This is a genomic window from Streptosporangium nondiastaticum (assembly GCF_003011965.1).
GTDB lineage: Bacteria > Actinomycetota > Actinomycetes > Streptomycetales > Streptomycetaceae > Streptomyces > Streptomyces nondiastaticus.
Genome location: NZ_PXWG01000004.1, coordinates 91,108 through 113,970, shown reverse-complemented (window position 1 = coordinate 113,970; position 22,863 = coordinate 91,108). Strand labels below are relative to the sequence as shown.

18 protein-coding genes are annotated in these 22,863 nt (G+C 71.4%); 12 read left to right on the top strand and 6 right to left on the bottom strand.

The window, feature by feature from the left end; translation table 11 throughout:
* Positions 1–30: 30 nt before the first annotated feature.
* On the bottom strand, positions 31–1,323 hold the full coding sequence (locus B7P34_RS03770) for a hypothetical protein (RefSeq protein ID WP_106674328.1): 1,293 nt from the start codon (positions 1,321–1,323) through the stop codon (positions 31–33).
* A 472-nt stretch (positions 1,324–1,795) separates the two neighbouring features.
* On the opposite strand from B7P34_RS03770, the gene B7P34_RS03765 reads away from it, so the two are divergent.
* The 6 genes from B7P34_RS03765 (at position 1,796) to B7P34_RS03740 (ending at position 11,138) form a co-directional block, all read left to right on the top strand.
* Complete coding sequence (locus B7P34_RS03765; RefSeq protein ID WP_106674327.1) at positions 1,796–2,728, top strand: hypothetical protein; 933 nt, start codon at positions 1,796–1,798, stop codon at positions 2,726–2,728.
* Positions 2,729–2,790: 62 nt separating this feature from the next.
* Complete coding sequence (locus tag B7P34_RS03760) at positions 2,791–3,159, top strand: hypothetical protein (RefSeq protein WP_106674326.1); 369 nt, start codon at positions 2,791–2,793, stop codon at positions 3,157–3,159.
* 57 nt (positions 3,160–3,216) lie between these two features.
* Positions 3,217–4,536 (top strand): hypothetical protein, encoded by a 1,320-nt coding sequence (locus tag B7P34_RS03755; RefSeq protein ID WP_106674325.1) that lies wholly within the window; start codon positions 3,217–3,219, stop codon positions 4,534–4,536.
* Positions 4,537–4,539: 3 nt separating this feature from the next.
* Entirely contained in the window at positions 4,540–5,571 is a 1,032-nt protein-coding gene (locus B7P34_RS03750; RefSeq protein ID WP_106674324.1) for a polyprenyl synthetase family protein, read from the top strand.
* A gap of 110 nt (positions 5,572–5,681) precedes the next feature.
* Complete coding sequence (locus B7P34_RS03745; RefSeq protein WP_106674323.1) at positions 5,682–7,355, top strand: hypothetical protein; 1,674 nt, start codon at positions 5,682–5,684, stop codon at positions 7,353–7,355.
* 105 nt (positions 7,356–7,460) lie between these two features.
* Positions 7,461–11,138 (top strand): hypothetical protein, encoded by a 3,678-nt coding sequence (locus B7P34_RS03740; RefSeq protein ID WP_106674322.1) that lies wholly within the window; start codon positions 7,461–7,463, stop codon positions 11,136–11,138.
* Here B7P34_RS03740 and B7P34_RS03735 read toward each other — a convergent pair.
* Positions 11,131–11,733, bottom strand: a complete 603-nt coding sequence (locus B7P34_RS03735) for a pyridoxamine 5'-phosphate oxidase family protein (protein ID WP_106674321.1) — start codon at positions 11,731–11,733, stop codon at positions 11,131–11,133. The two genes, B7P34_RS03740 and B7P34_RS03735, sit on opposite strands and share 8 nt — an antisense overlap.
* Positions 11,734–11,782: 49 nt before the next feature.
* The gene (locus tag B7P34_RS03730; RefSeq protein ID WP_106674320.1) at positions 11,783–12,928 is read right to left on the bottom strand and encodes a globin domain-containing protein; all 1,146 of its coding nucleotides are present in this window, start codon (positions 12,926–12,928) and stop codon (positions 11,783–11,785) included.
* Between the two features lie 476 nt (positions 12,929–13,404).
* Here B7P34_RS03730 and B7P34_RS03725 point away from each other — a divergent pair, with 476 nt between their 5' ends.
* The 3 genes from B7P34_RS03725 to B7P34_RS03715 all read left to right on the top strand — a co-directional run bounded on the left by B7P34_RS03725 (position 13,405) and on the right by B7P34_RS03715 (position 17,690).
* A complete protein-coding gene (locus B7P34_RS03725; protein ID WP_106674319.1) occupies positions 13,405–14,292 on the top strand; it encodes a LysR family transcriptional regulator in 888 nt (295 codons plus the stop codon).
* An 88-nt stretch (positions 14,293–14,380) separates the two neighbouring features.
* The gene (locus B7P34_RS03720; protein WP_106674318.1) at positions 14,381–15,952 is read left to right on the top strand and encodes an AMP-binding protein; all 1,572 of its coding nucleotides are present in this window, start codon (positions 14,381–14,383) and stop codon (positions 15,950–15,952) included.
* 154 nt (positions 15,953–16,106) lie between these two features.
* Complete coding sequence (locus B7P34_RS03715; protein WP_223267462.1) at positions 16,107–17,690, top strand: GMC oxidoreductase; 1,584 nt, start codon at positions 16,107–16,109, stop codon at positions 17,688–17,690.
* Between the two features lie 41 nt (positions 17,691–17,731).
* On the opposite strand, the gene rox is transcribed toward B7P34_RS03715, so the two are convergent.
* Positions 17,732–19,159 carry a rifampin monooxygenase gene (gene rox / locus B7P34_RS03710; RefSeq protein WP_106674360.1) on the bottom strand — a complete coding sequence of 476 codons (1,428 nt, stop codon included), beginning with the start codon at positions 19,157–19,159 and terminating at the stop codon, positions 17,732–17,734.
* Positions 19,160–19,391: 232 nt separating this feature from the next.
* Between rox and B7P34_RS03705 the strand changes: the two genes are divergently transcribed.
* On the top strand, positions 19,392–19,592 hold the full coding sequence (locus B7P34_RS03705; protein ID WP_353620228.1) for a hypothetical protein: 201 nt from the start codon (positions 19,392–19,394) through the stop codon (positions 19,590–19,592).
* Between the two features lie 19 nt (positions 19,593–19,611).
* On the opposite strand, the gene B7P34_RS03700 is transcribed toward B7P34_RS03705, so the two are convergent.
* Positions 19,612–20,061 carry a hypothetical protein gene (locus B7P34_RS03700; protein ID WP_106674316.1) on the bottom strand — a complete coding sequence of 150 codons (450 nt, stop codon included), beginning with the start codon at positions 20,059–20,061 and terminating at the stop codon, positions 19,612–19,614.
* Between the two features lie 206 nt (positions 20,062–20,267).
* On the opposite strand from B7P34_RS03700, the gene B7P34_RS03695 reads away from it, so the two are divergent.
* A complete protein-coding gene (locus B7P34_RS03695) occupies positions 20,268–20,918 on the top strand; it encodes a CatB-related O-acetyltransferase (RefSeq protein WP_106674315.1) in 651 nt (216 codons plus the stop codon).
* Positions 20,919–20,990: 72 nt separating this feature from the next.
* Here B7P34_RS03695 and B7P34_RS03690 read toward each other — a convergent pair whose 3' ends face one another.
* Positions 20,991–21,728, bottom strand: coding sequence for an SDR family oxidoreductase (locus B7P34_RS03690; protein WP_106674314.1), 738 nt, complete (start codon positions 21,726–21,728; stop codon positions 20,991–20,993).
* A 162-nt stretch (positions 21,729–21,890) separates the two neighbouring features.
* On the opposite strand from B7P34_RS03690, the gene B7P34_RS03685 reads away from it, so the two are divergent.
* Entirely contained in the window at positions 21,891–22,697 is an 807-nt protein-coding gene (locus tag B7P34_RS03685) for a helix-turn-helix transcriptional regulator (RefSeq protein ID WP_106674313.1), read from the top strand.
* The last annotated feature ends 166 nt before the right edge of the window (positions 22,698–22,863 follow it).

Below are 22,863 nucleotides of genomic sequence, written 5' to 3'. Positions count from 1 at the left end.
CGTGCCCCGCCCCCGCCGGCGCTCCGCCCGCTACCGCTTGGTGATGGAGACGTCGCCCTGGAGGGACAGGGCGTCGCCGAAGCGGCCGAGAGCCAGGTTCACCGGGGTCACGTCGAGGTGGACGGGGTCCACGTCGACGGGGATGGCGGGGAGGCTGCCCAGCTCGAACTCGATGCCGCGGAGCGCGTCGCCCACGAGCCCGCCGAGGGTGGACGAGAGGGCGTTGGCCACCCAGGCGGCGATCTCGCTGACGATGTCGCTGTGCGGATAGATCTTGAGGTCGAAGGAGCTCACGCTGTCCGTCGTGGCTTTGAGCGTGGTCCCGGACATCGACAGGGTGAGGGTGACGGTGGGGTCGGGCTCCAGCCGCAGGTCGTAGAACGCGTCGGTCGATCCGCCGATGATCCAGTCGATGCCGGCGCTTCCGCTGCCGGTGACGGCGGCGTGCACGCGTACGGCCGGGACATCGGTGTCGACGATCTCGCACTGCACGTCGTGGATGGCGATCGTCGCCTTGTAGTAGGCGGTGCCGATCCCGATGTTCTTCGAGTCGCCGGCGGGAAAGGTCTTGCCTTCGAGGTACGCGGTGGCCGCCTGGGCGATCCGCCGGACCGTGTCCGTGCCGAGCAGGGCGAAGAACGGGCTCTCCGGCCAGGTGTCCGGGAACGGCGGCTGCGGGATGCCGTGCTCCACCAGGTTCATGGCGGCCACGGCCCGCTGCGGCTGGATGACGGGGACCGGCACCGACAGGTCCAGCAGCGGGATGTCCGGCTTGGGCAGCGTGATGCCGGAGAGGACCTGGCGGGCCTGGTCGAGGACGGCGGGCAGCACGACGTTGTCCAGGATCACCTTCTGGACCTGGCTGGTGTCACTGGCCACGGCCTTGAGGGGGTTCAGGGTGAGCAGGCCGGACGGGGACGTCGTGGCCTGGACGTCCACCGTGACGGTCACGTCCCCTTCGATCAGGTTCCCGCCGCCGCCCGTGTCGACGGTGACGTGGACCTGGCGCAGGACGACCTGGAAGGTGCTTCCGTCCAGCGAGTTCTGGAGGGCGGCCGCGTGCTCGGCCACCTGGTCGTCGGTGAACCGGCCGGCGGCGACGCCTTCGGTGAAGCGCGCGCGTAATTCCTCCGCGGAGTACGCGGGCGGGGTGAGGTCGAAGATGGGGGCGGTCTTGACGTCCCAGGTCACCGTGACGGTGGTGCCTCCGGCGTCGTACGGCTGGGAGCCGGTGAAGTAGCGCGGATACAGCTGGCCGTAGACCTCCTCGGCCGCTTTGTTCACGATGCCGACGTCGGCTCCGACTGCAAGGTCGTAACTCATGTTCCGGCTTCCCCTGTCCTGAGCTGTTCGAGGTGATGGAGGTGATGAAGGTGATGAAGGTGATGGTCGCGGGGCCTCGCCCGTAGCGATGCCCGGGTTTCCGGAGGATCGCGCGCGTGCGGACGACAGCGCGTCACCGGCGGCGGCCCACATCATCGACCGGCGGTCACGGATCCGGCAATACGGCCCGGCGTGGGCGAGGACGAAGGCCCCTCAGCCCCCCCCGGGCCGGTAACAAACCCTGTTTTCAGCCGAGTTGGCCATCGTGGTGGGCCAGGGGCCTGTCACGGCCATGACGAACAGTCAAACCCTCCCCCCTGCTCATGTCCCATGACGCCCGGTAAGCGCCCCACCCGTGCGCCCACAGCGCGCCCGCGCAGACAGCGGCTTGATCACTACCGCCCGGGCACCGGTTTGCGACAGCGCACGGGAAGCAGTGGTGCAGCCCCGCGGGGTGTCCTTGGATGGCGGCGTGAGTGACTCGAATTTCGATCTCGCGGTCGGAGTCGGCGGCGACGCCGTCAACTCCGGCCTCCAGACGGCATACCAACAGCACCGCGACGCGTTCCGGGGCCAGGCCGAGAAGACCCTCGAGGGGACGGACTACACCTTCGCGTGGGACTTCCTGGACGCCCCCTCCCTCGCCCTCACGCCGCCGGACGCGGACCTCTGGGGCAAAATGATCAAGGCTGACGGCGTCACGGACCTCCCGGACTCCGGGGTGCTCCAGTTCACCGCCCAGCAGCTGCAGGCGGACTGCAAGGTGGGGGAGACCCCCCTCCCCCAGGTCACCGGCAAGGTCACGGTGGCCCTGCAGCTGAAGCTGGACGGCGGCGGCATCACCGCCCTCCCGCTGGGCGCGTGGCTGGAGAACCTGCCCGACGGCCCGACCAGCATCATCGTCAAGAACGTGGTGGTCCCCGCGCTCCTCACACAGGGCGCCACCCTGCTCAAGGGCCTGAAGATCCCGGCCCAGGACCTCTTCGGGCAGACGGTCACCCTGAACCTCGTCCGCGTGGACGTCATCCCCACGCACCTGGTCCTCGCCTCGACCGCCGCGGTGGGGCAGCCGCAAGCGGTGCGCGCCGACGACGCCGTGGACTGGCCGACGGACAAGCAGGTGTTCACGCTGATCAGCAAGAGCCTGCTCACCACGCTCCTGACGGCCACGATCAAGCAGTACGAGAACACCCGGCTGGCCAAGGGCGACAAGACCATCCAATTCGTCGCCTCGGCCCGCTGGGACGCGACCTTCCGGCGGGCCACGAACCTGACGGTCGGCGACGACCCGACCACCGCCTCGGCCGGAGTCGACGTCGACTGGCACGCCGAACTCGACCTCGTCCCCATCTCCCCGGACGGCAGCGGTGGCTGCGCCCTGTCCAAGGCGGGCCACGAATCCTGATCCGACGGCTCGTCAGCCCGTCGGTCCGTCCCGGCGCATCGACCACCAGGAGAAGCACCGCCATGGCAGCACCCATCGAATTCGACGTCACCTACGTTCCGGACCCGCCCGTCGTCACGGTCAAGGCCACCGGCATCACGGACACGGCCCTCACGGTCAAAGTGACGGACCTCGACCTCCAGCAGGTCGAGTTCCACCCCAAAACGCCCCTCTCCGACGTGCTGTCGGGGCTCGCCAACGACCTGGCCCGGGCGGCCCCGCCGATCGTCAAGGACAAGGTCACGGCGCTGTCCCCCGACATCCCGATCGGCAAGCCCATCGGCTGCGACATCCCGGTCGGCGACGCGACCGTCCACGTCAAGCTGGCCTCGCCGGAGCTGGGCTCCCACGGCGGCATGCTCATGATCAGCGGTACCGCCGACGTCTCCTGACCCACCCCTCCGCACGCACCGTCCACCGGCCCGACCGACTCACCGCAGGAGACGCACGTGAGCACCCCGCACCCCGAACCCCGGCCGCTGCACCTCGCGGACACCCCCGGCTACCCCCTCGCCCGCACCGTGGAGATGCCCGGCACGGTCGGCTACCCCACCGGCTCCCTCAGCATCCGCTTAGGCGCGCTCCAGCTCCGCGCCGAGGGCCTGCCGGAGCCCGTCGCCGGCCAGGAGGGCACGTACCGCATCCCGGCGCTCGTCCTCACCGGCCGGTACGCGCTCGACGCCCGCCCCGACGAGATCCGCGCCGTCGACACCGCCGGCAACCTCCGCCCGCTCTCCGAAGAGGCGCAGCGGCCCACCCTCCCCGCCGCGAGCCGCGCCGCCGTCCCCCACGACCCGCCGGACCCGGACACCCTGCAGAAGTGGCGCGACCGTGCCGACGCGCACCGCGACAAGCTGATGCGGAGCGAGAACGGACAGCAGCTTCTCATCAAGTACGGGCAGCACAACGAGAGTTACTACGACGCGTTCGACGACCCGGACGACACCTACGGCCTGCGCCAGCTGTGGCGCGATCAGGGCGTCACCCGGCGGGCGTCCGAACAGACCTACACCACCACGAACCCGGGGCCGGGGCTCACCGCTCAGCCGGCGGTCAACGACTGGAGCGACTCGCAGACCGGCGCCACCTACAACGGCCATGCGTTCAGGCAGCAGAACAACCTCGCCACCACCCTCGGCTTCATGGCGGAGGACACGACGGACGAGGTCAAGAAGAAGAAGTACACGGACGCCGCGCTGGAAACCGTCAACTTCGCCAAGGCCGTCGGCACCACCGGCAACACGGACAAGGACACAGAGCCGATGTCCCAGTCCGCCGTCTACACGGCCATCGACGCGCACACGGGCGAGCTGCCCACCACGACGGAAGAGGAGTTCGCGCGCCACATGGCCCTGGCCGGCGGAACGTACGCCCTGACCGAGGCGGACGAACCGGAGGGCTGGCTCACGCTGTCGCCGGAGATGCGCGCCCACATCAGGGACTTCGGGAAGAACGCCTACCGGCTCAAGGCGCAGCGCCGGCCGGCCGCGACCGACACGCTCCACCACGGCGCCTGCTCCGCGCGCCTCGAAGACGCCCGCGTCACCGTGGACCCGGACCGGGGCGATGTCACCGTCACCCTGCCCGCCCTGGCGCTGAGCATCGAGGACGAGGACTGGCAGGGGACGGCCGGGGAGGTGGCCAGGGAGCGACTGCGCACCATGCGCTTCGTCCAGGAGCTGCTCCGCGACGCGATCAGCGAAACCGTCCGGCACGCCGTCCTCACCCGTATCGAGGGGTACGCCCCTCCCCAGGACGGGCGGTCCTGATCCGTGCTCATCCCCGACACGTCCACCGCTCCGGCCGAGGATGTCACCGCCGGCATCTGGGCGGAGCTCCTGGCCGGCGACCGAGCCCCCTTCGACGCGTTCCTCGCCGAGGCCCTCGCACCGCAGCGGGACTACCTCAGCGACACCGAGCGCGCCCTCTACCGGCACGGGAAGCGGCTGCGCCCCGCCGTCCTGCTGCTCGCCGCCAGGATGGTCCACGGTCCGGCCCCGCTGCCGCGCAAGGCGGTCCAGGGCGCCGTCTCCCTGGAGATGCTCCATGTGGCGACCTTGATCCACGATGACATCATCGACGGCTCGGCCCTGCGCCGCGGCCTTCCCTCCGTCAACGCCGCGCGGGGCACGGAGACCGCCGTCCTCGTCGGCGACCTCCAGTTCGTCCAGGCCATCCGCGGCTTCGTCCGGGCCATCGACCGGGACAGCGACATGGCGCTGGTCGAGCTGGTCCTGGACACGGCGTTCCAGATCGGCTGCGGCGAGCTGGACGAGCTGCGCACCGACATGAGCCTCGACCCCGAGCGGCTGATCCAGCGCTACTGGCACACGGCCGACCGCAAGACCGCCGTCCTCTTCGGCCTCGCCGCCGAGGCCGGCGTGACCCTCGCGGGCGGGCGCACCGGCGACGCCCGCCGGGCCGGCTTCTTCGGACGCCGGCTCGGCCGGGCCCTCCAGGTCATGGACGACCTCTTCGACCTGGCCCAGGACGAGGCCGGCTCCGGCAAGCCGCGCGGCATGGACCTCCTGCGGCGCCGGGCTTCCCTGCCCCTGCTGTACGCGATGCAGGAGCTGGGCCCGGACCACCGGGTGAGCCGCGTGCTGCGCGGGGAGCCCCTGGACGCCGGGGGCCTGGAGCGGTGCGTCGCACAGGTCCGGGCGACCACGGGTTTCTCCCGCGCCTACGCCGACGCGCGCACCCAGGCGCTGGAGGCCATCGAGCTGCTGCGCCCGTTCCCGGCGAGCCGCTACCGGTACGCCCTGGAGGACCTGGCGCTGCACATCGTCGACCGGAGCCCCTGACCGGGCGGCATCCGGGCACCCGCAGCTCCGTACTTCGTACCTCCGTACCTCCGTACCTCCGCGTACCTCCGCACACGACACTTCGCACGGTCTCCAGGAGGAGCATCACCATGACCACGGCCCTGGTCGACTTCGTCTACGCCACCATGCACAAGCGGGTCAACGACCCGGACAGCCCGTACTGGCTGCCGAAGATCCTGGAGCAGATCCGCACTCCTGACGGGCACACGCTCTCGCCGCTGGCAGTGGACCAGTGGTCCCTCGGGGCGCTCACCGGGGACCAGGGCGTGAACATCGCCGACACCATCGCCGACGCGTGGTGGATCTTCGTGAAGCGGGCCTTCAAGACGGCGAAGAACGCCGGTGTCCCCGACCTGCCCGCCAACCTCAACGCGTTCATCAGCCAGCGCAGCAACACCGACCAGTACCCCACGCTGGCGCTGAACGACGTCTCCGTGGACGGCCTGCCGAACGCCGCGGTGGGAGACCTGACCGGCCTCACCCCCACCGCGGACGGCTATCGCGGCACCATCAGGGTCACGACCGCCGCGTACGACTCGCACGGCTACCAGCCGCGGATCGCGATCAACGGGAGGTACCAGCTCGACCAGCACGTCATCGTCATCGACGATCCCCGGGCCGCCGATCTCAAGCCGCCGACCCAGGTCGTGCTCAAGGGCCTCGACGCGTACGGCGTGGACTGGCCGTCCCAGGCGATCGAGGGGCGCGGGGAGTTCCTCTTCACCGTGACCGGTCTCGTCTTCGACGTGCGGCTGAGCATCGAAGCGACCGGGACCGGCGCCGGCCGCACGGCGAAGGTCACCGTGGAGTCGGTCGCCACCGTCGGCACTCCGGTCTTCACTCTCGACAAGGACCACCTCACGATCGAGGGCGACACCGTCTCCGAGCTCAACAAGCAGCTCTGGATACAGTCCGCCGTGGCGGCGTTCAACAGCCCCGACGCCGCCACGGCCCTCACCGCCAAACTCTCCGACGCCCTCAACGCGGACGACTTCCGCACGCAGTTCTCCGGCTCCGTCACCGATCAGCTGGACAAGGCGCTCGACAACGTCTTCGGCACGGGCGCCCTCCCGGCGGACAGCGGCCCGCCTCCGACGGGCGACGGCCCCCTGGAGGTCTACCTCTTCGACCGGGTCCGGGCCTCGCTCAACGACACCGGCTCCGGCTTCTACCCGCCGACCGTCGTCGAGTCGTCCAGCGACCCGAATCTCGACCCCCTGTCGATCGACACGATCGATCTCGGTGACCACCAGGTCATGGGCGTCCCCGTCAACTTCACCCTCAACGACGTCTCGATCAGCGGCATCGCCGACGTGCTCGTCCCGGCCGAGGACGCCTCCCTCGTCGCCGAAGGCGTCGACGCGACCCTGCGGTTCGGCCGGATCGCACAAGCACCGATCACCGTGAAAGCCTCGGTCGTGGCGACGTTCACCAAGAGCGGCGACAAGCTCAACGGCACCATGACCACCACCGCGGAGCAGCCCTCCGTGGCCCTGGGCCTGTCCTTCTCCGGACCCGACGCCGACGACCTCACCATCGGCCTGCGCTCGCTCACCGTCGACGCCGACCCGGCCCGCCTGGACATCAACGTCCATGTCGACGGCCTGCCTGACGACGCGTTGCACCAGATCCTCAACACCTCCGAGATCAAGGCCGGCTTCATCCAGGGCGTCCAGGACGGCGCCGCCCAGCGCAAGGACGCCATCGCCAAGGCCCTGACGGACAACGCCCGCAAGGTCATCGCCGGCAAGCTGGCGGGCTGACCTCAGCGCGGGTGCGGGTCCGTGCACCGAGCGGACCGCAGGCACACCCGCTCCCGCACGAGCCGCTCGGCACACGGACCCGCCCCGCCCCGGAAGGCCTCCCGCATGCAGTTCACCGAACTCCAGGCCCTGCTCGACCGGCACACCACCGGCGACACCCTCACCCTCGCGGCCGCCGGCCTCGGCCGCGGGCCGGCCGCCGCACTGATCGCCGGCTGGCTGGACGACAAGACCCTCACGATCACCGGGCTCCACCGCGAGGACCACCCGGACTTGAGGACCGTCGTCGTGGGCGGCGAACTCAGCGCACTGGGCATCACCGGCGCCCAAGTCACCGGCATCGAGTTCGGCCTCGACCCCGTCGACCAGGACCCGGCCCTCTTCATCCCCCTCACGGCCCCCGCCGGCTGGACGCTCGCCACTTCCTTCCCCGACACCGAAGGCAGCGACCTGGCCGGCCTCGCCTTCGGCGCCCGCCCGCCCGAGCTCCTGCTCACTTCCGTGGCCCGTCCCGCCCGCGACGGCCGTCCCGCCCTCGGCCGGGGCCTCACCTTCCACGCGCCCGAGGTCCAGGACCCGGCACCGCTCGGGTCCCTCATCGCACTGGTACGCCCCTCGCAGGGATCCCTCTCGCTGACCGGGCCCGTGCAGCTCCGCCCCGTCGGCGACAAGGTCGTGACGGACATCGCGCTGCGCTCCGTGCCCGAGCCGTCGGGGGAGTTCGGCGGCGACTTCCTCCTGTGGGCGGGGTCGCGCGGCGACGGTCCTCCGCTGACGTACGGGCTCCGGCTGGCCGCGGACCTCGTGCTGGCGCAGGGCGTCGGCGTGGCCGTCAGCGCGGCGGTCCCCGTGGCCGGAAACGAGATCGTGCTCACCGTGGACGCACTGCCCGGCAGCGACGTGGGCACGGGCGTCCTCGAAGGGTGGTACGGCACCGGCGCCGCCGTACAGCAGCTGACCTCCCAGGGGTTCACCCTCGGGGACGCCGTCCGGCTCACCGAACTCAGCGTGACCATCGACCTGACGAAGATCAGCCAAGGCCCGGCGAAGGCCCTGACCGCGGTCACCGTCAAGGCCGGGGCGAAGCCGGAGGTCTCCTGGCCGATCGCCGGTGACGACCTCGCCGTGACGGGCGTCGGCGCCCGGCTGACCGTCACCGCTCCGCTCCAGCCGGGCCGTTCCGCCACCGTCACCGGCTTCGGGGACTTCGCCGTCGCGGGCACGGTCGCCCTGCACGCCTCCGCGGCGATCCCGCCCGGCAGCTTCACGCTCAGCCTGGACGAGGGGACGCCCGCGCAGCTCAAGGACGTCATCCGGCACTTCCTCCCGAAGGCCGACCTCAATGGCGTACCCGACCTGACGCTCAAGAAGTTCGACGGCACGGCCGTGCCCACGAAGGGCGAGTACGAGGTGTCGGCCGCCGTGGCCACGGAGTGGCACATCGACATCGGAGCGTCGCGCCTGCAACTCGATGAAGCCTCCTTGGAACTGGAGCGCAAGGAGGAGGCGGCGGAAGCCCGCAAGGGCGGCAAACACCGGGGCGCCAGGAAGTCCTGGCGCAAGTCACGGGCCGAGGCGGCGGAAAAGCGGGCCGCGGCTCTCACGATCGACGCCGCCGGTGCGGGTGCCGCTGCCGCGAAGACCACCGGCACCCTCTCCGCGAAGGCGACGCTCGGCCCGGCCGGCCACGACGGCGCCATCGCCTTCGACGCCGCCTGGCACCTCCCCGGCTCCTTCGAGCTCGGCGGCACCTTCCCCGAGATCGACCTGACCGCCCTCCTCAAGGCGCTCGCCTGCGACGCCGACGTGCTGCTGCCCGAGGGCCTTCCCCCGGTCGAGCTGCTCAACTCGACCGTGAAGCTGCGCCTCGGCGGGGCGCGGGCGGGCGAGCCCGCCGACGGCAAGGGCTACGAGCTCGCGGTCAGCAGCACCGTCACGTTCGGCGGGGCCGACGCACTGACCTTCGTGGGCAAGGCGGCGAAGGGCGGTGACCCCGGCACCCTGTTCGCCGCCGCCTTCTGGCAGGACGGCTGGACATGGGCGCCGAATCAGGTTCAGGGCTGGTCCGAGGCCCTGGGCATCCTCGGCGACATCACGTTCGCCAAGTCCGGCCTGGCCGTCTGCTCCGCCGACGGCGTTGCCCTGGACGCGGGCTCTCCCCCGGACACGCTCCCGGCCACGCTCGACAAGGGCCTCACCTTCTTCACCGAGATCGGCTTCACGGGACCGCTGGAGCCGCTCAAGGCCCTGTTCGAGGGCGCGGCCACCGGCGTCCATCTGCAGGCGGTCCTGGCCTCACCCGTACGGAACTCGGTGTTCAGGGCGTCCATAGCCGAGCAGAAGGTGCGGGCCGGCTTCGGTGGAATCGAGGTGGAGATCCAGCCGGCCCAGCTCAGGATCACCCTGAAGACCTCGTGGAACTTCACCGTTCCCGCGATGGGTTCGTCGCCGGAGACGCTGCTGCAGTTCGTGGCCGGGGGAACGGTGTCCAGGGAGGGCTTCTCCCTCTTCCTCACACTCAAGCCCGCCGACGCGGCCCTCGGCACGATCGCCGGGCAGCTCGCCCCGGGGCAGTACGCCTTCGTTCTGGAGGGACCGGGTCACAAGGCCCTCTCGGCCGTCCCCGTGACCGGCGCGGACGGGCGGATCGTGTACGACGCGGCCCGGCAGCTGAGCGATTCCGCCGCCCCGCAGCCCGGGCCCGCCTGGAAGAACGCGTTCGGCATCGAGGGCTTCGACATCGAGGCGTTCTGGGCCCAGATCGGCAGCGGAACGAGCGGCCTCACCCTGGGCATGGGCGGGTCCATCCGGGTCGGCGAGGCCGGCCTGGAGCTGGACATCGTGGGCGGTATGGAGCCGGAGCCCTTCGTCACGGTGTTCCGGTTCGCCCTCACCACCGCCGACAAGGACAAGGGCGTCTCCCTGTGGGACATCCTGGCGGTCGTCTTCCCTCCGCCGGAGCCGCTCGCCTTCCTGAGGAAGATCGTTCTGCACGAGCTGATGTTCTGCGCCGTGACGGCCCCCGGCGGCTGGACGAGCCCGCTGGGCGAGCACTGGGACCAGGGCTACCGCGGCAAGGGGAACATCGACTTCTTCGGCAACAACTGGCGCTTCGAGGTCGCCGTCGGCAACGACGGCGTCTACGCCGACAGCACGATCGCCCGCCCCCTCACCATCGGTGAGGTGTTCAGCCTCTCGAACAGTGACGGCACCACGGGCCCCCGGTACCTCCTCGACACCCGGGGCATCAAGGACGGCCACCTCCCCTCGAAGATCCTCTGCCTCTCCGGCAAGGTCGCCCTCCTCGGGCTCTCCGTCGCGGTCGAGGCCGAGCTCGGGACGGACGGCTTCGCGTTCACCCTCGAAGCCCACCTCCTGGACATCCTGCAGTCGCAGATCAGCTGCACCCTCGACACCGGCAGCGGCCTGCACGCCGGCGCGTCCGTCGGCCTGGACTTCAGCGTCGACCTCCCCAGGGGCGTCCTCCTCGGAGGCATCCCCATCGCCGGGGGCACCCTGGTCGGCATCAAGGCGCACGGCGGCTTCGACCTGAAGATCGACGGCAGCGGCGCGAACCTGCGCCTGACGGCCGGCTGCGAAGCGTGGCTCGCCGGCGTCCGCCTGGTCGGCTTCGACCTCGACCTGACCTTCGGCGTCCGGAAGTGGGACGACATCGTGGGCTACCTCCAGGACCACCCGGAAGAGCTCTTCGCGAGCCTGGGCGAGGGCATCTGGGACGCGATGAAGGACTGCGCCACGACCAAGGCGGCGGAGCTCACCTGAGCCGGTTTCCTTCGGTGAAGTAGTCCGCGTCCCTGGGGCGGTTCGCGTCGCGGCCGGCGGGGCGGGGGGCCGGTTCCAGGTGGGGTATGTGTTTGGAGCAGTGGATGTAGGCCTCCTCGACGGTGAGGTGGACCCACATCTCCGGACCGCGCCCCGGCGCGACGTCCGTGGGCAGGCCGGGATGGATGCTGCGCAGGTCGGCGTCGTGGTAGAGGTGGGCGACGCCGTTGACGTGCAGCCCCACGTGGTGGTGGGTGAAGTCCACGAACAGCATGCCGAGGTGGGGGTTCTCGATCATGTTGCCGGCGCTGGCCATCACGCCGTTCCCGCCGAACTCGGGGTAGGCGAGCGTGCGGGCGTCGATCACGTGGACGAACCCCGACGGGCCGGCCCGGAGGCTGGCGTCGCACTCCCCCCGGGAGTCGGCGCTGGCGAGGAAGACCATGGCCTGCCGGCCGATGAACTCCCGCATCTCGGGGGTGAGACGGCTCCGCACCTGCTGGTCGTAGAAGCGGTCGGCGCGGTCGGCGGTGCCGAAGTGCTGCTGCAGCTGACGTTCACCCGCTGATCCGAAGGGCGGCGGCGGCAAGGTCACGAGGGAGTTCTCCTGGCAGGGGCGGACGGCGGGGTGGAGCGGTGCGGGATCAGGGAGCCGACAGGACGGGGGTCTCGAAGGGGTCGTGATGGATGCGGTCGGGCCGGGTGCCGCTGAGCGTGAGCGTCTCCTTGGCGGTGACGACCATCTGGACCGGGCCGCTGAGGAAGACGTCGTGCTCGTACCACGGCCCGTAGTCGGCCAGCACTTCCGGCAGCGTTCCGCGGATCCCGGGGACGTACTCGTCGGAGACCGCGCCTCTGATGGTCAGCCAGTGGTGCTTCTGCGCCATCCGGAGCATGTCGTCGACGCCGTACAGCTCCGCCCCCGTCCGGGCGCCGAGGAACAGGTGCACCCGTCTGCGTCCCCCTCGGCGGGCGACCTCCTCGATGAGGGCGCGGATCGGGGCGAGCCCGGTGCCGCCGGCCACGAAAAGGAGTTCCTCGTGCTCGGCCACGTCCAGGACCATGTCGCCCATCGGGGGGCCCAGCCGGATGACGTCCCCCACCGCCGCCCGGTGCACGAGCGCCTCGCTGACCGAGCCGCCGGGCACGGCGCGCACGTGAAAGGTGAGGGTGCCGTCCTCGCGAGGCGCGTTGGCGACGGAGTAGTAGCGCCACCGCTTCGGCCACCACGGCGTCTCGATGCCGGCGTACTGGCCCGCGGCGTACGCGTAGGGCATGTGGGGCCGTACGGTGATCTCGGCGATGCCGTTGCCGCGCGAGACGCGGTGGACCACCGTGGCGGGCCACACCGCGGGTCGTACCGCCTCGTCCTCCTCGGCCGCGCTGATCATGACCTGGGCGACCGTGCCGTACGCCTTCGTCCAGGCGGCGGCGATCTCGGGGGTCCACGCGGAGCCGGCGTACCGGGCCAGGGAGGCGAGGAGGCATTCGCCCACGGCGGGGAAGTGCGCGGGGAGCGTGCCGAACTTGCGGTGGTCGCGGCCGAGGTGTCCGCAGAAGCGGACGAGCTTCCGGGGGTCGTCGACCAGGTCCACGACGCGCAGCAGCGCGCGCAGAAGGCGGTCGCGCTGGGTGTCCATTCCCGGCGGGAACATGGGACGGACTTCGGGATAGCGGGCGAAAAGGATGGCGTAGAAGTAGACCGTTATCTCCCCCGCGAGGGGTTCGACCACTGCCAGGGATGTCCTGATGAGGCCTATCTCGTGGTCCGTCAAAGGCGCTTCCGGCACATCCGGAGCGTCTGAGATGTCTGATACATCTGACGTGTCTACGGTCTCCGGCTCTCCGGCGTAGGTGCCGGCCCGGACGGGCACGGGATACTCCGTGTCCCGGTATTCCGCGGCAGGGTACTCAGGGGCCGGGTGTGCGGGTGTGCTGCTCGGACGACCGATCCGGAATCTCAAGGGGACAGCGCTCCCCCGTTCGGCGTGCGATCTGAATGCCACTGGGTGCCGAAGGGGATCAACGCAAGACCTCATGGGGTGCCGGGGCGACGAAGCGGACCAGCCGCTTCCGGATGCCACCTGATCCTCAGCGAGGAGCGCGGGGCGAGGAAGAGGCACTTCCGCTAGAACTCACCGCGAGAACTTGTGGAATTGCCGAGACCATCCGTAACCCTTGTGATGATTTAGGTAACCGTTAGGGAGAATCGCCCCCGTTCCCCGACTTGATCACTGACAGTGGAAAATCCGGCGAGACTACGGTCATGGATCTGCTGTCTCTCCGCTATTTCCAGGCCGTGGCCCGGCACCAGCACATCAGCCGCGCCGCCGAGGAGCTCCGGGTCGCCCAGCCGTCGGTGAGCCGGACCGTCATCCGGCTCGAGTCCGAGCTCGGCGTCCCGCTCTTCGACCGCCGCGGCCGCCGCATACGCCTGAACGAACACGGCGCGGCCTTCCTGCTGCGGGTCGAGCGGGCGCTGGCCGAGCTCGACGACGCCCGGCGGGAGATGGCCGATGCCGCCGGCGCCGGCCCGGGCCGCGTCGCCGTCGCGGCCGAGACCCTGCTGCAGCTGGCCGGGGTGCTGGCCGCCTTCCGCGCGTGCCGCCCCGGAGTGAGGGTGCACGTGTCCCAGGCGTCGGTGGACTCGATGCGGCAGCGCCTGAGCTCCGCCGAGGTGGACTTCGCCCTGGCCTCCCAGCCGCTGGCCGGGCCCGGACTGTGCTCCGAGGAGCTGGTGCGGGAGGAGGTGCTGCTGGTCGTGCCGCCCGGCCATCCGCTGGCCGGCCGGGAGAGCGTCACGGTGGCCGAGCTGGCCGACGAGGACTTCGTCAGCACGCGCGCCGGGCACTGGCAGCGCGCCCTCCTGGACAGGCTCTTCGCCCGGGAGGGACTCGCGCCGCGGGTGGTCTGCGAGGGCGACGAGGCCGCCGCCACCCCGGAGCTGGTCGGCGTCGGCCTGGGCATCGCCCTGATGCCCGCCATCGCCCGGCGGACCCTTGCCGAGCGCAGCCCCGTGGCCTGGCTGCGGCTGGACGCCGAGGACTGCCACCGGACGCTGACCCTGGTGTGGCGCGAGAACGCCTACCTCTCCCCCGCCGCCCTGGACTTCCGCCGGCTGGCCATGGAACGGCTCATGCCCGGTGAGTCATGAGCACATGACGCAACTGGTCGTGGAACGCATGAGGAGGCGGAACTAGCGTCAAAGGCAGCCACGGGGGTTCCGACGAGGGAGAACAGCGATGAGTCATGGCCACGGCACCGCGGAAGGCGGCTTCAGCAGCTACGTGGAGGCCGTCCTTGACGTACTGTCCGCCGACCCGGAGCGGGCGGTCATCACCGACGCCGAGGGGCTGGTGACCCGGGCGGCGGAATTCCGGGACCAGGTCTACCGCCTCGCCGCGGAGCTGACGGAGCGCGGAGCGGGCCGCGGCACCACGGTCACCCTGCTCACCGGCAACACCGCCGAAGCCGTCGTCGCCCGCTATGCCGCGAATCTGGCCGGTGCCCGGGTGGTCGGCCTCTACGAGGGCATGAGCGCGCCGACCATGGCCGGCATCATGGCGAGCGTCGACTGCTCCCTGCTGCTCGTGGACGCCCAGCGGCACGCCACCGCCGGTGAGCTGCGCCGGCTCGCCGGCCCTGCCGGAGTCCCCCCGATGCTGTCCCTCGGGCCGTGCGGCTCCGCCGGGAACGTGCCGGAGCCGGAGGACGTACTGGCCGCGGCCGCCCGGCGCCCGGCGCTGCCGATGAGCGCCCCGGTGGGCTCGGACGACGACTGGTGCATCCGGCACACCGGCGGGACCACCGGCATTCCCAAGGGCATCCGGATGACCCACGGCTCCTACCGGCGCTCCCTGGAGCAGCACCTCGCCGACGCCGGCGACCCGCCCCGCTACCTCGCCTGCACCGCGCTGGCCCACCTCGCCGGCATCGTCGCCGACATGACGCTCTACCGGGGCGGCTCGGTGGTCCTGCGGCACGGCTTCGAGCCCGGAGACGTGCTGGCCGCGATCGAGCGCGAGCGCATCACCCACACCTGGCTGCTGCCGCCCCTGCTCTACCAGCTCCTCGACCACCCGGACCTGGCCGGCACCGACCTGTCCAGCCTGACCCGCATCACCTACGGGGGCACCGCCGCCTCACCGGTCAGGCTGCGGCAGGCGGCCAAGGTGCTGGGGCCCGTGCTCTACGGCTGGTACGGGCAGTCCGAGGCGCAGTCCATCACCGAAGCGGGCCCGGGCGAGCAGGAGCGGACGGGCTTCGGCGGGCACCTCACGGTCGGGCGGGCCATGCCCGGCGTGGAGATCGCCGTCCGCGACCCCGAGGGCACCACCCTGCCGCCCGGGGAGCGGGGCGAAGTGCAGGTGCGCTCGCCCTTCATGATGCACGGCTACTGGAAGCAGCCGGAGCTGACCGCCGAGGTGCTGCGGGACGGCTGGGTGCACACCGGCGACGTCGGCTACCTCGACGAGGACGGCTACCTCTACATCGTGGACCGGATCAAGGAGATGATCGTGGTCGTCGGGGGCCACGTCTATCCGGCGGAGCTGGAAGAGCTGCTGCTGAGCCATCCCGCCATCGCCCAGTGCACGGTCTTCGGGGCCCGGGACGAGGAGTCGGTGGAGCACGTCCATGCGGCAGTGGTGCCCGTCGCCGGACAGCGCCCGTCCCTGGAGGAGATCCGGGGCTTCGTCACCTCCCGCAAGGGACGCCTCTACGCTCCCGAGGCCCTGCACCTCGTAACCGCCCTCCCCCTGACGGCGGCGGGCAAGCCGGACAGGCAGGAGCTGCGGTCCCGGCTGTCCGGCTGAGGCGAGAGGCGGCGGCCGCCTCAGCACCACTCCGCGCGGGGACGTCGCCCACCCGGCCCCGTGCCCATCATTTCGAGTGGACAAGACGCCTGGTGCGCTGTTCGCGCCCTCCCTCCGGCCGAGGATGCGAGGAGGAGACACCTCAGGAGGACCCGTGCCCGATCCGTACCGCCGGGACGTGCTGGGGCTGGCGGCCAAGGGCGCGCTCGCCGGTATCGCCGGAGCCGTCCTCGGCCCGCCCGGCAGCCGGGCCCGCGCAGCCGCCGCGTCTCGCACGCACTTCCGCGCCCTGGTGATCGGTTCGGGCTTCGGCGGCTCGGTCGCGGCGCTGCGGCTGGGGCGGGCGGGGGTCGACACGCTGGTCGTGGAGCGCGGCCGGGAGTGGCCCGTGCTCCCCGCCCGGCCGGTGTTCGGCTCGTCCACCCGGGTCACCAGCACGATGTTCTGGTTCCGCCGCACCACCCGGTGGCCCGGCATGCTTCCCGTCCCCGTCACCCCCGCCCCCGGCGTCATGGAGCTGTCCGAGGAGCGCAATCTCGACATCGCCTGCGGGGCGGCCGTCGGCGGCGGCTCCGTCGTCTACACCGGGGTGACGATCGCCCCGCCCCGGTCATGTTTCGAGAGGCTGTACCCGCGCGGCCTCCCCTACGACGAGTTCGCCGGCCGGTGGTTCCCCGCCGTGCGCGCCATGCTGCGCGCGAGCCCGATGCCCGAGGACGTCTACGGCTCCGCTCCGTTCGCCCACTCCCGGCTGTGGGACCGGCAGCTGGCCAACGCGCGGATGACGACCCGCCCCGCCGACTCCACGTTCGACTGGCAGGTCGTCCGGCGGGAGCTCGCCCACACCCTCCCGCCGTCCGCGACCATCGGCGAGTCCGACTTCGGCTGCGGCAACGGAGCCAAACGGGACCTCACCCGCACCTACCTTCCCGCGGCCCTGGCCACCGGCCACGTCCAACTGCGCGCGCTGCACGAGGTCCGGTCCGTCGGGCGCAGGCGCGACGGCACCTACTCCGTCGTCGTACGGCGGCTGAGCGAGGACGGCGCCGCCCTGGGCACCACCGAGTACACGTGCGAGATGCTCTTCCTCGCGGCCGGCACCCTCAACACCAACCGCCTCCTCGTGGCCGCCCGCGAAGAAGGCCGTCTGCCCGACCTGCCGGCCACCATCGGCACCGGGTTCGGGGACAACGGCGACCAGGGGAACCTGCGCTCGCAGCCCCTGGAGCCCATCGGCCCCGCCCAGGGCTCGCCCTGCGCGTCCACCGCCTTCTTCCCCACCGGATTCGGGCTGCCCCTGCGCGTGGAGAACTGGCTGCTCTCCGGCTATGCCGGTCTCCCGGCGACCGCCACCTTCGCCGTGACCGCGGACACCGACCACCGGGGCACCTTCCGGTACGACCCGGCCACCCGCCGCGTGGTGCTGGCGGACTGGACGCGGGAGAAGTCGGCGGCCGCGGCCCGCGCCGTACTCGCCTTCAGCACCCGGGTCATCGAGGCCAACCCGGGCAGCCTCCCGGTGACGGTGAACAACCTCCACCCCTTCACCGGCCACCCGGTCGGCGGCTGCGTGATCGGCAGCTCCACGGACCTGGAGGGCCGGGTCAAGGGATGCAAGGGCCTGTACGTCGTGGACGGTTCACTGCTGCCGGGAAGCGTGGGCGGCGCCAATCCGTCCCTGACGATCGCAGCCCTCGCCGAACGCGCGCTGGCGGGCATCGTCGCCGCGGGCGGGTAGGGCAGGGGCCGTCTCAGGTCCGGAGGCCCCGCCCCGCGTGCTCAGCCGGCAGCGGTGCCGAACCACTTGGGCAGGTGGGCGAGCAGGTCCTGCTGGTCCTCGCCGGCCCACGCCACGTGACCGTCCGGCCGCAGCAGCACCGCGGGGACGTCCAGTTCCTCACTGACGTCGACGACGTGGTCGACCCGGTCCGCCCAGCCCTCCACGGAGAGCCGGCCCGTCTGGTCGAGCAGCAGCCCGCGGCCGCCGTGCATCAGCTCGTAGAGGCGCCCGCGCTTCAGCTGCACGTCCCGCATCCGCCGGCCGAGCAGCTCGTGCCCCTCGCCGAAGTCGTAACGGACCCCGATCGCGGTGATCTTCTCGATCAGGTACCGGTTCACCTCCTCGAAGTCCATCAGCTCCGCCACCAGCCGGCGCACTGCCTGCGCACCCGGCTCCGTGGACATCAGCTCCATCTGCGCACGCGTGTTGTCCAGCACGTCGGCGGCCACCGCGTGCCGTTCGGTCTCGTAGCTGTCCAGCAGCCCCTCCGGCGCCCAGCCGCCTATCTCGGCGGCCAGCTTCCAGCCGAGGTTGAACGCGTCCTGCACGCCGAGGTTGAGGCCCTGCCCGCCGGTCGGCGGGTGGATGTGCGCCGCGTCCCCGGCCAGCAGCACCCGGCCGGACCGGTAGCGCTCGGCCTGACGGGTGGCGTCGCCGAAGCGGGAGAGCCAGCGCGGCGAGTGCACGCCGAAGTCGGTCCCCGCGGTCGCCCGCAGCTGCTTCTTGAACTCCTCGAAGGTCGGCGGAACCGTGCGGTCCACGGCCACCCCGTCGGCGGGCACGACGACGCGGTACACCTCGCCCCCGAACGATCCGAGGCCGAACCGCTTCTGGGTCTTGCGGACTTCGGCCACCACGGCGGCCACCTCCTCCGCCGGCACGCCCACCTCCATCTCGCCCAGCAGCGTCTCGACCCTGGTGGGCTCGCCGGGGAAGGCGACGCCGATCAGCTTGCGCACCGTGCTGCGGCCGCCGTCGCAGCCGACGAGGTAGCGCGAGCGCAGCCGCGTGCCCTCCGCCAGCTCGACCGTCACCCCCTCTTCGTTCTGGCTCAGCCCGGTCACGGCGACGCCGCGCCGGATCTCGGCACCGAGTTCGAGGGCACGCTCATTGAGCAGCCGCTCGGTGACCGGCTGCGGGATGCCGAGGACGTACGCGTGCGCGCTGTCCAGCCGGTCGGGCCACGGCTTGTCGATGGCGGCGAAGAACCCGCCGACCTCGAACTTGCGGCCGTTCTCGAGGAACCGGTCCAGCAGGCCGCGCTGGGCCATCACCTCGACGCTGCGCGCGTGCAGACCGAGCGCGCGGACGTGCGCGGCCGGCTCCGCGTCCCTCTCCAGCACGACCACGTGCACGCCGTGCAGCCGCAGCTCGCAGGCCAGCATCAGTCCGGTCGGTCCGCCGCCGGCAACGATGACGTCGATCATCAGCACAATCCCTATTTCCGCAGGTCCAGGCTTTGCCCGCCGATTCTGCGGCATGACGGGGGCCTTGCCGCAAGGCCCCCTGTGCGCTATAAGTTAAGAGTGGCAAGGAGTGTTCGTTCCTCCTTGCCTTCGTCGTTCCGGGCCGTCCGGTACCGCCCCGGCGTCGTCCCGGACTCCCTGCTGAACGTGTGCGCGAGCGCGTAGTGGGCGTGCCGTCCTCGTCGACACCGGCGTGGGCAACGATCGCGAGCGGCCCGGCTCGTCCGTGCTGCGGCTCGTGTCCGGAACCGACCGTGCCGTCTTCGTCGGCGACCTGATCCACAGCCCGTTGCAGGTCCTCCATCCCTCCTGCGGCGGGGCGGGTGCCCTGGAAGTCCGCAAGGAGGGCGGCGGCTTCACCCTGGACGGCTGGGCGGCCTACGACGCGGCGTGACGGACGGGGCCGCCGCGGGTCAGGTCATTTCCCTGCCGCCGAGGTGGTAGATCTCGATCGTCACCGTCGCGCTCTCGGGCCGCCAGAACTGGGCCACCAGGCAGTCGTGCAGCTTGTTCTGTGCCCACAAGCCCGCGGCCGTCGCGTTGAGCGCCCGCAGGCCGAGGCCCCTGCCGGTCGGACGGCGCAGCCGGTTCGGGTCCGCCCAGGAGTCCCGCGTCTCCTGGAGGAACTTCTTCGTCACCTCGATGTTGGGGTTCCCGGCCTGCTGGAAGATGAGATAGCGGTGCGGCGGCAGCCCGTCGCGGTTCGGGATGTCCTGGTTGTTGAGCGCCCGGCTCAGCACTGCGCGGGAGTTCGCGTTCCAGCCGATGTTCCCGTGCTGCAGGGGGCTCCAGGTGCCGCCGTGGGAACGGGCGTTGTCCAGATCGGCCTGGGAGATGTTGCTGAGGATGAAGTGTCCTGACATGACTCTCCTGTTCATGTCCGGCGCGCCGCAGTGGAGCGCGCATGGCGACCCGCGCCGGGCCGCCGCCGAAGGGAGACACCCGAACGCTAGAAGCCCGCACCGCCGCGCGCATCAGCGCCAATCGGCCACCGCGCAGGGGCCGCCGCCCCGGCCGAATTATGATCATGGAACGCGATCCCGCAGATTACGAAGGACTGGTGCCCGTCATGCCGGCTGTTCCCGCCGATCCCACCGTGATCCACCCGATGCCGGGGCAGCCGCGCGTGGTGCTGCTCAAGCCGCTGGTCACCTCTCCGCTGATCGAGGTCGGCGAGTACTCCTACTACGACGACCCGGACGACCCGACCGCGTTCGAGACCCGGAACGTGCTCTACCACTACGGGCCGGAGAAGCTGGTCATCGGCAAGTTCTGCGCCCTGGGCACGGGCGTGCGGTTCATCATGAACGGCGCCAACCACCGCATGGACGGCCCGTCGACCTTCCCCTTCCCCATCATGGGCGGCTCGTGGGCGGAGCACATGGACCTCATCACCGGCCTGCCCGCCCGCGGCGACACGGTGGTCGGCAACGACGTGTGGTTCGGGCACGGGGCCATGGTCATGCCCGGTGTCCGCATCGGCCACGGCGCCATCATCGCCTCGGGCGCCGTCGTCGTGGACGACGTCCCGGACTACGGGATCGTCGGGGGCAACCCGGCCCGGCTGATCCGGCGCCGCTACGCAGACGCCGACGTCGCGCGCCTCCTCGACCTCGCCTGGTGGGACTGGCCGGCCGAGCACATCACCGAGCACGTCCGCACCATCATGTCCGGCAGCGTCGACGACCTGGAGGCAGCGGCCCCGCCGCGGACGCGATGAGGCGTGCCCCTCGGGGGCATCCCACCGTGCCTTCCAGCCGGTCGAAGCCCGGGGATCGTTTCGTGAGCGGGCTCAGTTCTGTGCCGTGGGCCGGACGACGATCTCGTTCACATCGACGGTCGCGGGCTGCTCGATGGCGAACGCCACGGCCCGCGCGATCGCCTCAGGCGGAATCGCGATGCGGTCCCGCATCTCCGCTGTCCGCGCCCTGACTTCGGGATTCGTCGAGGCGTCGGCGAAACCCGTGGCGACCGCACCGGGCGAGACGGTGGTCACCCGCAGGGAGTCACCGGCCTCTTGGCGCAGCCCCTCGCAGATGGCGCGGACCGCGAACTTGGTACCGGCGTAGACCGCCATGGCCGGCACGATGCGGAACGCGGCCGTGGAGGCCGTGGTGATGAAGTGGCCGGTGCCCTGGGCCCGGAAGACCGGCAGCGCGGCGCCGATTCCGTGGAGCACGCCCTTGATGTTGACGTCGACCATCTGATCCCATTCGTCGACGCGCAGGTCGTCGAGGGGCGAGATCGTACCGGCCCCGGCGTTGCTGACCAGCACGTCGAGCCGGCCGAACCGCTCGCGGGCCAGGGCGACCAGGGCGTGCAGGTCGTCGCGCCGGGTCACGTCCGTACGGATGTGCACGGCCGCGCCGCCCGCCTTCCCGATCCGTCCCGCCAGGTCCGCGAGGCGCTCGGACCGCCGCGCTCCCAGGACGAGCCGCGCGCCCCGCTCGGCCAGCAGCAGTGCGGTCGCCTCGCCGATGCCGCTGCCGGCCCCTGTGATCGCCACGACCTTGCCGTCGAGTCCAGGCATCGTGAATTCCTCTTCCTAACCGGGTGCTGGTTCCGTTCGCACGCCGGCGGACCGGCGGCGGATGCCAGTCTGCGGCGGCCCTAACCTGGTATCCAGAGCGAGTTCATTCTGGAATCAGGAGTGCCATCCACCGTGCAGCAGCAGCCGGATCGATCAGATCGGTTGGATCAACGGAACCGACGCCGTGAGCTGGGGGCGTTCCTCCGCAGCCGCAGAGAGCGGATCACCCCCGACCAGGTCGGGCTGCCGCACGCCGGGCGCCGCCGCCGGACGCCGGGCCTGCGCCGGGAGGAACTCGCGCTGCTCGCCGGGATCAGCGCGACCTGGTACACGTACCTCGAACAGGGCCGGGACATCCGCGCCTCGGACCAGGTGCTCGACGCCCTCGCCTCGGCGCTGCGGCTCGACCCGCACGAGCGCGGACATCTCTTCCGGCTCGCCGGTCACGCCCCGGCGTCCGAGGCGGAGGCCGGCGAACCCGAGCCGCTCGCCGCCGAGGTGGCGGCCGTCCCGCTCCTGCTCCAGCCTCACCCGGCCTACATCATCGGCGGCGACTACGACGTGCTCAGCTGCAACCGGGCGGCTGCCGAGCTCTTTCCGAAGCTCACCGCGGTGGCGGGCCGTCCGGCGAACTTCGCCCGCTGGGTGTTCCTCGAGCCCGCGGCCCGGGACGTCCTCGTCGACTGGGAGCCCGACGCACGCGGCCTGCTCGCCCGGCTGCGCACGCTGGCGGGCCGTCACCCGGGCGACCTCCGGTACACCCGGCTGATCGACGAACTGAAGGCGGGCAGCCCGGAAGTGCGCTCCTGGTGGCCGCAGTACGACGTACAGGCCCGGCGCGGTGGACGGAAACGGCTGCGGATCCCGGGGCGCGGGGTGGTCGACTTCGCCTACACCGCGTTCCATCTCGCCGAACAGCCGGACCGGACGCTGGTGATCTACCGCGACGACCGGGAAACGGCCGAGTGAGCCGAGTGAGTGGCCGGCCGACGGGGCCGCTCCCTCGGATTCCGCTCTGTCAGGTACCGATGTTTCACACGCCGGGAATCAGCAGGCTGAGGGGATTGATGTCCATCCCGACCACCTGAGCCGGTACGGACACCTTTCGCCCGACGTTGCCGCTGTCGGGCCCGGG